Origin of the sequence: Actinomadura sp. NPDC047616 (assembly GCF_040642915.1) — a bacterium.
Taxonomy (GTDB): domain Bacteria; phylum Actinomycetota; class Actinomycetes; order Streptosporangiales; family Streptosporangiaceae; genus Spirillospora; species Spirillospora miaoliensis.
In genome coordinates, this window is record NZ_JBEYTB010000007.1 from 369,822 (window position 1) to 380,788 (window position 10,967).

The following is a 10,967-nucleotide window of genomic DNA, read 5'->3' on the forward strand; positions in this document are numbered from 1 at the left end:
TCGGCCGTAACCTGGGCGAACACCCCGGCCGACGACCGGTTATGCCATCGCCCTCTGTCAGCAACGACCCGTCGCCACAACCGCCTGGACGCGCACTCGCCCACACGGGGCGGTAGGCGGCGGCTCGAACGAGCCTGTGGAGTTCATCGGATCTGCCACAGTCCCTCGTCCACGCGAACCTGGGGCAGGCCGGGGACCGGTGCCGTGGCCGCATACAGCACACAGCGGTCGTCGTCCCCCTCCAGCGCGGCTCGAAGACGGCTGCCGTCCGGCAGGATGACCGTCCACAGTCCCGGTGGTTCGGTGTCGCCGTACAACACGTAGGCGTCGAAGCGCGCAGCGAACCGTTCGGCGAACTCCCGGCGGCCGACCTGATCGGCCAGGCGGCCCTCGATGCCGACGCTGAGGCTCATCGCGAAGTGGCCGGACACCTGGTGGTCGTAGGTGCAGAACGCGGCGAACGCCGCATCCGGCGGGTAGGCCCGCAGTTCGTCGTCGGTGCGGTCGGCATGGCCGACGAACAGCTCATCCTCGGCGATCGCGAAGCAGTCCAGCAGGAACGTCCGCAACTCGGACTGCGGAACCGGGCGGGACGACAGACAGTCATAGCCCGTGGCCTGCGACTCCGTCACGGACACCAGCGTATGTCGGCGCATCCCCGCCCGCCGCCTGGGCGTGTCGCCGCTCGGCCGCCAGCCGTCCTGATGGTCGTGTGAAGCGGAAGGACGACCAGGTTCGGCGGTGTCGATGACGCAGAAGCGGTTCCGTCGGGGTCGGCGAGGACGACGAAATCGGCGTTGTCCGGACCTGCGAGTCAACCAGGACGACAATCCGCCGGAACTCGCTCTCGGCCCGGGGTTTACTGCGGCCCCCATGCCGCGTCACCGCAACGACGACGATGATGGCGAAGCCCGACGGACATGTTCATGGGCTTGGCGGTGCCCGGTGGTGCCCTCGCGTCCCGCTCAGCGGGTGACGACGACCTTGCCGATCATCCGGCCGGACTCGACCAGCCGGTGCGCCTCGCGGATGCCCGCCGCGGAGAAGTCGTCATGGGTGGTGGTGAGCGTGGTCCGGATCCGCGCGTCGTCGACCAGCGCCGCGGCCCGCTCCAGCAGGCGCTTCTGCTCGATCATGTCGGGGGTCTGATGGAGCGGGCGGGTGAACATGAACTCCCAGTGCCAGGTGACGCTCTTGGACTTCAACGGCAGCAGCTCCAGCCCTTCCGGCTCGTCGATGGCGGTGATGTGGCCGAACGGACGCATGATCTCGGCGTAGACCTCGATGTTGCCGCGCGTGTGCGGGCTCAGCAGGAAGTCGATGCCCCCGGGCGCCGCGACCCTCGTCCCGGCGGCCAGATCGCGATGGTCGACGACGTGGTCGGCGCCGAGCGTGCGCACCCACGCGGTGGACTCCGGCCTGCTCGCCGAGGCCAGCACCGTGACGCCGGTCAGCCGCTTGGCGAGCTGGATCGTCATCGACCCCACGCCGCCGGCGCCGCCGAGCACGAGCAGGGCCCCGGTGGACTCGGTGGTGAGACGGAAATGCTCGAAGAGGGTCTCCCAGGCCGTGATCGTGGTCAGCGGCATGGCCGCCGCCTCGGCGAAGGTGAGACTTCGCGGCTTGCGCGCGACGATCCGCTCGTCGACCGCGTGCATCTCGGCGTTGGGCGTCTCCCGCCAGTCGGCGTGGGAGCGGTTCTCCGGCGAGGAGTGAGCCCACGCTCGCCGTCCTGGTCGCGGCAGGTGTTCCGGCGCGGACCGGGGCGGCGGTGAGCTTCGCGGCGGGCGGTATCGTCCGTGGCGGGCAGCGGCCGCCCGGCCGGGTCTCGCATCAGGAGGGACGCGAACCAGCGTCCGGCCGCGTCCGGGACACGGCACGGTCGACGGCTCGGCGCCCCGGATGTCGCTCGTCCGAATCGTTGCCTCGTCCCACTCCCCCGGAGCTTTCGTTGACCGTCGCTCGTCTCGTCGCCACCGTCGCCGCACCGCTGGATCCGGCGTCCGCGGACGCACCCCAGGTGCTCCACTGGCCCGGACGCAGGCTGCTCGTGCAGCGCGGCGACACCGAGCTGGTGGTCCTGGATTTGAACGGGGCCGAGGCGGGCGAACCGCCGGCGGAGGCGCGCTTCCCGGCTCCCTGGCCGCGCCGCTTCGGGTCGGTGGCGGTGTCGCCGGAGGGCGACGCGGCGGTGTTCGCGGGCGTGCACGCGGTGCGTGCCGTGGACGCGACCGGGGCGACGCGGTGGGAGGTGCGGCACGCCTGCTGGGAGGCCGGGTGCTCCGCGATGCACACGTCGTTCGCCGGACTCGCCGACGACGAGGACCACCAGTACGCCGACAGCGGATCGGCCGCCGTCTCCGCGGACGGCAAGCTGGTCTGGGCGCACGTCCGCGGCCCGCTGGGTGACGACGGGGAGCAGGGCGACGACCAGGAACTGTGGCTCGTCCTGGACGCCGCCGACGGCACGGTCCTGGGACGCGCGGACACCATGACCGTGGCCTCCGGGTCCGAGCACGTCCCGCACCCCGACCCCGCGCAGATGGGACTGAGCGTCGGCGAGGGCGAGGAGGGCTCGCCCGTGCTGTGGGGACGCTGGGACGGGCGACGGCTGACCGCCGAGCAGGTCGACACCGAGCTGATCCTGCTGGCGGTGAGCCCGTCCGGCCGGGACCTGCTGACGGTTGACGTCGGGCAGTGGACGCTCTCGCTGCACCGGGTGGAGGACGGCTCCGTCCTGCGTGAACTGGACGCCGAGGGAACGGTGCCGCCGCACCCGGGCAACACCGGCGGCGACCGCGTGTACTGGGACTACGAGGCGGCCTTCGTGGACGAGGACACCGTCGTCGCCGGAACCTCCGAGTGCGACGCCCCGTACGGCACGGCCCGCCACTGGCTCGTCGACGTGCGCGGGATGACGCTGCGCGGCGAGATCTCCTACCCCTTCCCCGTCTCCGGTCGTCCCCGCACGGCGGACAACGGCACCTGGTACACCGTCTCCGCGGATCGGACCAGCCTGCAGCTGTGGCGGCTCGCCGACGAGCGCTGACTCCGCACGGCGGCCCGCGTCCCGGCCCCGGCCGGTGGGACTCATGGCAAGGGACCGTGGACGGCGGTGCACGCGTGATGCGTCCCGTTCACCGCCATCCCGGCACCGCAGGTCGTCAGACGTTCGCCGAGACGGTCTGGCGGCTCTGGAGGTGGGCGACCTCCTGGTGGAGGTGCTCGGCCAGGAGGGAGGCGATGTCCTGGCTGAAGCCGTTGCGGATGACCAGCCGCATCACCTCCACGTGCTCCAGGTCGGGCGGCAGCTGGTAGGTGGGGACCTGCCAGCCGTGCAGGCGGAGCCGTTCGGAGATGTCCCGCACCGTGAGGGGCTCGTGGCCGGGACGGACCCGGACCGTCAGCACCGGCAGGTGCGTCCCGTCGGAGACGACCTCCAGGCTGGGGATCTCCGCGATCCGTCCGGCCAGGTAGACGGCCACGTCCTGGCAGGTCTGCTGGACGGCGCGGTAGCCGTCGAACCCCAGGCGCAGGAAGTTGTAGTACTGCGCCACGACCGGCGCCCCGGACCGGGAGAAGTTCAGGGTGAAGGTGTCGATGTCGCCGCCCAGCAGGTCGCACTCCAGGACCATGTCCTGGGGCAGGGCCGCACGCTCCTGCCAGATGATCCAGCCGACCCCGGGGAACACCAGCCCGAACTTGTGGCCCGAGGCGTTGATCGACTGGACCCTCCGCAGCCGGAAGTCCCAGACGCGGTCGGGTTCCAGGAAGGGCGTGATGAATCCGCCCACGGCCGCGTCCACGTGCAGGGGAACGTCGATGCCGCGTTCGGCGTGCAGGCGGTCCAGCTCGGCGGCCAGCTCGTCGATCGGGTCGTACCTGCCGACCTGGGTCGATCCGAGCACGCCGACCACCCCGATGGTGTTCTCGTCGCAGTAGTCGGCCACGCGGGACGGGTCAAGAGTGAACGCCGGCTCCTGGATCGGCATGTAACGGGGCTCGACGTCCCAGTACTGGCAGAACTTGGGCCAGCAGGTGTGGACGGCGCTCCCCATCACCAGGTTGGGCCGCTCGGCGGGCCCGCCGGCAGCGCGCATCCGTTCCCGCCACCGGAACTTCATCGCCAGCCCGCCGAGCATCGCGGCCTCGCTGGACCCGGCGGTGGAACAGCCCACGCCCTGGCCGTCGGGGTCGTTCCAGAGATTGTCGAGCATGTTGACGCAGCGGCGCTCGAGCTCGGCCGTCCGGGGGTACTGGTCGTGGTCGATGAGGTTGCGGTCGAGCGTCTCGGCGATGAGGTCGCGCGCCTGCGGCTCCATCCAGGTCGTGCAGAACGTCGCCAGGTTGAGCCGGGCGTTGCCGTCCATGATGAGCTCGTCGCGGATGAGGGCGGCGGCCGCGTCGGCCGTCATCGGGCGGGCCGGCAGGTGCAGGCGGGGGACGCCGCCCTCGGGGACGATGTCGTGGTAGAGGGGGTTGACGTCCAGGGCCTCGTTCCAGCGGTCGGCGTCCACTTTACGCAGCACAGGCGTCTCCTTTGCGATGAGGGGCGGGGAAATCCTCTCTCCGGCGTCCGGTACGACGCCATGAACGCAACGGCAATACGTCCGCACCCGAACCTCAGTCACATATGGCGGAAGGGACACCCTCGCCCAGGAAATTTTTTCTACCCGCCAATTCCACGATATCCACGTACACGCCTTAATGACCTTATATGCCGGTATGGCGACGATGGCTCGTGTGGCCTACCCATACCGCGATTTCGCCGTTTCACCCGATGGACGCCTCGCCCGTCAAGGGAAAGGCGTCCGCCGGGGACGTTTGATCGCGAGGTCGTCCAGCCGGGCCGGCCGGTCGTGCAGGGGGATGGTTGGTCGTTCGGGCCGGTTCCACCGAGCCGTGTGGATGGGCGCGGGGAACGACCGGGATGGAGAAGGGGGCGGGCTCAGCCCGCGGCGGTGGCGCCGGTGTCGAAGTAGTGGCCCTGGCCGAGGTCGTCGACGAGACCGGGCTGGACAGGCGTCCAGCCCAGGAGGTCGCGGGTCAGCTTGCTTGAGGACGGGTTGTCGGCCTGGGCGTGGGCGCTCAGGAAGCCGAAGTGGGCCTCGGCCTCGGTCGGCGCGATGCTGACCACGGGCAGGTTCAGCCCGCGGCCGATGCCCTCGGCGATCTGGCGGAAGGTGATCCCTTCATCGTCGACGGCGTGCAGCCGTGACCCGGCCGGGGCGGATTCCAGCGCCAGCCGGTACAGGCGTGCCGCGTCGAGCGTGTGCACGGCGGGCCAGCGGTTGGCCCCGTCGCCGACGTAAGCCGAGACGCCCTTGGAGCGGGCGATGGAGATGAAGGTCGGGATGAAGCCGTGGTGGTCGAGAGAGCTGTGCACGGTCGGAGGGAGCCGGACGACGGACGACCGGATGCCGCGCTCGGCAAGTGCGACCACCGCGTTCTCGGCCTCGATCCGCGGTCCTGCGTCGAGCACGTCGGCCTCGGTGAGCAAGCCCTGCAGTCCCGCGAAGGCGAACAGCGCGGTTCCCGACGTGGCCACCAAAGGCTTGCCGGTGCCGGCGAGCGCGTTCCCGAGCGTGTCGATGGCGCGCAGATCCGCTGCGACCGCGCCGTCGAAGTCGCCGGCGAACATGGCGTCGTGCTTGAAGGCCAGGTGGATGACCCCGTCAGCCGCAGCGGCGGCCGCGGCGAGGCCGTCGAGACCATCGATGTCACCTCGGTGCACCTGGGCGCCGGCAGCCGTCAACGCGGCGGCGGACTTGTCCGAGCGTGCCAGCCCGACGACCTGGTGTCCCGCTTCGAGGAGCTCGGGGACGACGGCGGAGCCGAGATGTCCGGAGGCTCCGGTGACGAATACGCGCATGGTGTTGCCTTTGCTGCGGGCTCCCCACCAGGGGCGAAGAGCCGTGATGTCAGTTCGTGACATCACTATAGCGCCCATGTCAGCCTCTGTCATCACTCTGATGTCAGAATCTGTCATCGCTGTGTAGGATCGGAGCATGGGCCGATGGAAACCCGACGCACGAGGCCGCCTGGAGAAGGCGGCGATGGAGCTCTACAACGACAAGGGCTTCGACGCCACCACCGTGGCGGAGATCGCCGCCCGGGCCGGGGTCACCGAACGCACCTTCTACCGGCACTTCGCCGACAAACGGGAAGTCCTCTTCCAGACCAACGCCCTGGCCGACGTCCTCGCGCACGCCACGGCCACCGCCGCCGACCCTCTGGCGCCACTGGAGGTGATCACACACGCCCTCACCGAAGCCGCTCCCGTCTTCGAAGAACGCGCAGAACTGGTACGGCAGCGCCAAGCCGTCATCGCCGCCAATCCCGAACTGCAGGAACGCGAACTGGCCAAACAGGCCTCACTCGTCTCCACCCTCGCCCACGCGCTCCGGGAACGGGGTCTGGAGGCCACCACCGCGGCACTCGCGGCCGAAATCGGGATCGCCGCCTTCAAGGTCGCCTTCGAACGCTGGATCGACGACCCCGACCAGCACACCCTCGCCCGACACATTCGGGAAACCCTGCACGCCACCAGGCACCTCACCGCACCGGCCGAACACGCCGCCGCGACCGACGACGCGAGCTTCCAAGGCCAGGAGAACGTGGCATGAATGCGGTGGGCACCCCGAGCAAGGGGCCCGCAGCCATCCGTCCTCGTCGTTGTCGGTCTCGTCGTCGCTGTACGGGTCGCGTAGCCGCCGCAGGCCCGGCGCCAGCGGCCGGGTGAACGCGTAGCGGCCGAGGAAGTCGATGTGGTCGTACTGGAGCGGGGACAGCCGGCCGAGCAGCTCGTCGGTGACGGGGAAGCCGTCGGCGGCCAACTGCTTGACGGCGGCGTCGATGTAGAGGCTGTTGAACAGCACAACAGCGTTGAGCGCCTGGGCCTCCCCCTCAGGTGAGGAGGTCGGCGAGGTTCAGCGGGTGGCCCTTCACCTCGGCCAGCCACGGGTCGTGGATGTATTCGAAGGCGTAGGTGTCGGTGTCGAGCAGGCCGATGCTGCCCGGCATCACCTGCTGGGCGGGGTTGAGCGGGGTGGCGTCCCTGGCGAACCTCGGGTAGACGAGCTGGGACAGGGCGTAGGAGGTCGTCGCGCCGTAGTGGCGGGGCCCGTTCTCGTGGTGGTAGTGGCCGCTGACGTGCAGACGCGGCTGCAGGTGCTCGATGAGCCGGGTCATTTTCGCGGAGCCTTGGACGGCGCCGCGGTACTCGGACATGGCATAGGGCCCGTCGTGGGTGACCAGCACGTCCACGCTGCCGGGCTCGGCGGCCAGCAGCGCGGCGTAGGCGTCCGGGTCGAAGTCCATCGATTCGCTCTCGATCAGCCCGAGGAAGGCCATGCGCCGTCCGGCGACCTGGACGACGCTTCCGCAGGCGACGTGCCGGAAGGCGCCGAGCGGATCGATCGGCGCGACCACGGGGGCGCCGGCCGCCTCGTGGACGGCGGCGAGCCAGTCGTGGTCCTCGTGGTTGCCGCTGACGAAGTGGAACGCGGGGATCTCTTCGAGGGCCCGGCGGACGGCGGCGGCGAGGGACGGCGGCGGGTCGAGCAGGCGGAGGAGGTCGCCCTGGGCGGGGTCGCTTTCGGCGAACCTGCGGCTGGACTCGTCCATGCGGTCCGGAGAGGGGAAGGCGCCCAGGTCCCCCACCTGGACGACGGCGTCGAGCCGCAGCCCGCGGCGCCTTTGCAGCATGACCGCCGCGCCGAGCGCATGCAGCACGCAGCCGTGCACGTCCCCGAAAAACGCGATCTTCATAGATCCCCTCGCGCCGATTCCGTCGCCCTCTCCGCCTCCGCCCCGTCACCTGCGGCATTCCGAAGATCAGGCGAGACGGTTCAGGCCGGTACTCGTTCAGGATGATGCACGCCGCCCGGACTTGTCGGCGAATTGCGCACTGGGTTGTCCCGAGGCGAGGCGGCCGCCGCAAAAGCGGCAAAAACGGATGGCTGCACGTCTGTCCATGCGGGCCGATCACCCTTCCGAATCGATCGCTCACGCACAGTTTAGGTGCCAGGTCAGCGCCTGTCCGCGCGGTTATGTCAGAAAGGAATGCCGATCAAGGAGAGGTCGGGTGGTCCGGCCCATTGCCCGATCACACGCTGGTCACCCCCCGCCCCGAGGAACACGCGAACGGCGCCGGCAGGAGGGGGCTTGCCGGTCGCCTCATACGGAAGGGCCGACATGGTGGCGAGTGTCCCCCTGGACTCCCGGGTCACGCGTCAGCCCTGCGATCAATCGTCCCGCACGCAGGGAATGGCGCCAATGAACGAGTGGCCGCACCGGAGGCAAGTCACGCTGGTCGCACTGCCGAACGCGTCGTATTGGGCACGGCGGCACACCGAGGCGATCCTGACTGAATGGCATGCGGGCGGATTGGTGGCCAATGCCAATCTGGTCGTGACGGAACTGGTCACCAATGCCGTGAAGGCGACGGGAATTCTGGACGCGCAGGCGTACCGCGACTACACCGACTGCCCGCGATCGGTGCCGTACGCCAAGCTGATCGAGGTCGGTGTCATCCGGCTGCGCCTGTCGCACGCGTACCGGCACCTGCTCGTCGAGGTGTGGGACGGGTGTGACGCGCCGCCGGACGAACAGTTGCCCGACTTCGACTCCGAGGGCGGCCGGGGGCTGTTCATCGTCGGCGCCCTGTGCGAGCAGTGGGGGTGGTGCCCGGCGGAGGGCGGCGGGAAGGTCGTGTGGGCGGAGTTGAAGGCGCCGTGAGCAGTCGACCTGCCGTGTTCGACCGGCTGGTCCGGATCGTCATGGCGCCTCGCGTCCGCTACGTGCGGCGGCAGGCCCGCATGTGGCAGGAGGTGCTCGCCGCCTACGGGCTGGAGGATCCGGGGGCCTCGGCCGCCGCTCGTCGTGTCCGCGAGCGGTACCCCGTCACGTCCAGGCTGCTGGACAGGCGGTGATGAGTTGGGGCCGGGTGCCGTACTCGTCCTCTGGCACGATCCCCCAGCGCTGCCGCCGGGCGGCATTCCCACGGAGGGCGTCCGCGATGAGCGAGGAGCCGACGGCGGTGGCATGCCGGGCGAGGCCCGAGAGGCGTCCGTCGATCCGCCGCTGACCAGCCGTGATCGTGGTGGCGGGCCGCTCCCAGCGTGAGCCTCCAAGGATTGCCCTCAAGGGGGCCGGGTTACCGTCGCCCGCCGAACTCCCAGGCGTGGATCTCGATGTCGGCGTACCGGTCCGGGGTCAGGACGGCGCGTGCCGTCTCCGGGTCCGGTGCCCGGACCAGCGCCGCCGTGCCCAGCCAGGTGGTGCCGTCGTCGGACAGCAGCGGCCCGTAGGCGATCAGATCGTCCCGGCCGGGCGGCACCGCCAGGTCGGCGGCCTCCCCCGAGCCGAGGCCGAGCACCAGGTACCGGTCGCCGCCGGTCCGGCCGCCGGGAAAGTCCCACATCGTGCGTCCCAGCATGTTGCGCCACCGGCGCAGCAGCACGTCCCGGTACGCGCCGGCCTGGTAGCACGGCTCGTCGAAGGCGAACGCGCGGGCGGCGGCGGGATCCGGCAGGTCGACGATGTGCACGCTGCCGGTGAGCGTGGCGCCGTCGCCGCCGAAGGTCGGGCCGCGGGCGATCATCTCCTTGTCGAACCGGTCCATGTAGGCCCAATGCGCTTCCAGCAGTTCGTGGCGCAGCGCCATCGAGCCGGGCCGGTCGCGGTGGTAGCAGAAGAACTCCATCGGCACAGTCTTCATCACCGCCCGGAGGAGACCCACGAGAGCCCGCCCTGGAGACCGCCATCCTGCACGCTCTCCGCGGCGACCCCGGCCCGTCGTGACTTCGCACGCGACGTCCAAGGCCCTTGCGGGCGTGGCGGCGGCGGCTTCCAGCGGCGGGGGCGGCTGACACAATCGCCCCGTGACCAGCCATGACCCCCTCCACATGCGCCACCCCGCCTACCGTGGCCGCGGTGTCGGGGCCACGCTCATGCGCCACGCCCGCCACGTGGCCCGGGACGAGATGGGCCTGGAACAGCTCCATCTCGCCGCCCGATCCGGCATGGGGCTGGAAGAGTTCTACGGCCGGCTCGGCTACAAGGAGATCGGCCGCCGCCAAGGCGCCCTCCGGCTGGCCCCCGGCGATGACCGCGACGAGATCCTCATGGCCCTCGCCCCACTATGACCACGGGCCGGGGCCGATCAGCCGACGTTGGTGTAGTAGGAGGCGGTGTCGAGGCGGCCGCCGCCGGTGAAGACCTCGGTGCCCGCCTGGACGCTGGTGAGGTACTTCGATGAGCTGAGGCCCCGGCTGGAGCGCAGGTGGTTCAGGAAGTCCCTGATGTTGAAGTTCGCGGACGTGGTGTTGGAGGTGCGGACGAACGAGTACACCTCCCAGCCGATGTTGCCCTGGTAGAGGTCCCAGGTGGCGCCCGCGAGGGAGACGGTCGCCACCTTGTTGCCCAGCGGGCCGGCGCCGCCCGCCCGGTACAGCCAGATCATGACCTCGTCGGTGGGGTTGTTGCTCCAGTCGGGGTTGGGGATGGTGTGCAGCCACAGGTCGTAGGCCACGTTGTAGGTGCCGGACGCGTTCGGCTGGAAGGTCCAGCCGGTGTTGACGTTGCGGTTCGCCGACAGCTGCACGGGCAGGCCGGTGCCGGACGTCTTCCAGCCCCAGTGCCAGCCCAGCACGGAACTGACGTACGACTTCACCGAGTTCTGCTGGCCCGTCCAGTTCCAGTTGGTGCTCCAGCCGATGGTGGTGCCCGACTGGTAGGAGTCCGAGACGCACTGCGTCCCCGACCCGGTGCCGGCGCCCCACAGGTTGTTGTTGAGCCAGTACTTGCCCATGGTGATGCTGCCGCCTGAGTCGCACGTGGTGGCGGCCGCGCCGACGGGACCAGTGGCCGGGTGCGCGGCGGGGGCGGCGACCAGGCCGAGAGTCGCCGTCAGGACGACGCTGGTCAGTGCCGAACGGATGCGCATGGCGGGGGGCTCCTTTCGT

At 70.3% G+C, this 10,967-nt stretch carries 12 protein-coding genes and 1 pseudogene; 5 read left to right on the forward strand and 8 right to left on the reverse strand.

The window, feature by feature from the left end:
* Positions 1-143: 143 nt before the first annotated feature.
* On the reverse strand, positions 144-632 hold the full coding sequence (locus ABZ801_RS19490; protein ID WP_360699408.1) for a hypothetical protein: 489 nt from the start codon (positions 630-632) through the stop codon (positions 144-146).
* A gap of 333 nt (positions 633-965) precedes the next feature.
* Positions 966-1,658: a zinc-binding dehydrogenase gene (locus tag ABZ801_RS19495; RefSeq protein ID WP_360699410.1), complete on the reverse strand. Its 693-nt coding sequence runs from the start codon at positions 1,656-1,658 to the stop codon at positions 966-968.
* A gap of 293 nt (positions 1,659-1,951) precedes the next feature.
* Here ABZ801_RS19495 and ABZ801_RS19500 point away from each other — a divergent pair, with 293 nt between their 5' ends.
* Positions 1,952-3,049, forward strand: coding sequence for a hypothetical protein (locus tag ABZ801_RS19500; RefSeq protein ID WP_360699412.1), 1,098 nt, complete (start codon positions 1,952-1,954; stop codon positions 3,047-3,049).
* A gap of 115 nt (positions 3,050-3,164) precedes the next feature.
* Here the strand turns inward: ABZ801_RS19500 and ABZ801_RS19505 are convergent, their stop codons facing one another.
* Complete coding sequence (locus tag ABZ801_RS19505; RefSeq protein ID WP_360699415.1) at positions 3,165-4,529, reverse strand: glutamate decarboxylase; 1,365 nt, start codon at positions 4,527-4,529, stop codon at positions 3,165-3,167.
* Positions 4,530-4,948: 419 nt separating this feature from the next.
* Entirely contained in the window at positions 4,949-5,965 is a 1,017-nt protein-coding gene (locus ABZ801_RS19510; protein ID WP_360699417.1) for an SDR family oxidoreductase, read from the reverse strand.
* A 43-nt stretch (positions 5,966-6,008) separates the two neighbouring features.
* Between ABZ801_RS19510 and ABZ801_RS19515 the strand changes: the two genes are divergently transcribed.
* A complete protein-coding gene (locus ABZ801_RS19515; RefSeq protein WP_360699419.1) occupies positions 6,009-6,626 on the forward strand; it encodes a TetR family transcriptional regulator in 618 nt (205 codons plus the stop codon).
* Between the two features lie 180 nt (positions 6,627-6,806).
* Here ABZ801_RS19515 and ABZ801_RS19520 read toward each other — a convergent pair.
* A pseudogene (locus ABZ801_RS19520) lies at positions 6,807-6,878 on the reverse strand (hypothetical protein); the annotation flags it as partial.
* Positions 6,879-6,906: 28 nt separating this feature from the next.
* A complete protein-coding gene (locus tag ABZ801_RS19525; protein ID WP_360699421.1) occupies positions 6,907-7,770 on the reverse strand; it encodes a metallophosphoesterase in 864 nt (287 codons plus the stop codon).
* A 507-nt stretch (positions 7,771-8,277) separates the two neighbouring features.
* Between ABZ801_RS19525 and ABZ801_RS19530 the strand changes: the two genes are divergently transcribed.
* Both ABZ801_RS19530 and ABZ801_RS19535 read left to right on the forward strand, forming a co-directional pair.
* Positions 8,278-8,739 carry an ATP-binding protein gene (locus ABZ801_RS19530; RefSeq protein ID WP_344956504.1) on the forward strand — a complete coding sequence of 154 codons (462 nt, stop codon included), beginning with the start codon at positions 8,278-8,280 and terminating at the stop codon, positions 8,737-8,739.
* Positions 8,736-8,933 (forward strand): hypothetical protein, encoded by a 198-nt coding sequence (locus ABZ801_RS19535; protein ID WP_360699423.1) that lies wholly within the window; start codon positions 8,736-8,738, stop codon positions 8,931-8,933. The genes ABZ801_RS19530 and ABZ801_RS19535 overlap by 4 nt, the downstream gene beginning before the upstream one ends.
* Positions 8,934-9,157: 224 nt before the next feature.
* Here the strand turns inward: ABZ801_RS19535 and ABZ801_RS19540 are convergent, their stop codons facing one another.
* Entirely contained in the window at positions 9,158-9,721 is a 564-nt protein-coding gene (locus tag ABZ801_RS19540; protein ID WP_360699425.1) for a YciI family protein, read from the reverse strand.
* Positions 9,722-9,884: 163 nt separating this feature from the next.
* On the opposite strand from ABZ801_RS19540, the gene ABZ801_RS19545 reads away from it, so the two are divergent.
* Entirely contained in the window at positions 9,885-10,148 is a 264-nt protein-coding gene (locus tag ABZ801_RS19545; RefSeq protein WP_360699427.1) for a GNAT family N-acetyltransferase, read from the forward strand.
* A gap of 17 nt (positions 10,149-10,165) precedes the next feature.
* Here the strand turns inward: ABZ801_RS19545 and ABZ801_RS19550 are convergent, their stop codons facing one another.
* Positions 10,166-10,948, reverse strand: a complete 783-nt coding sequence (locus tag ABZ801_RS19550) for a hypothetical protein (RefSeq protein ID WP_360699429.1) — start codon at positions 10,946-10,948, stop codon at positions 10,166-10,168.
* Positions 10,949-10,967: the final 19 nt, after the last annotated feature.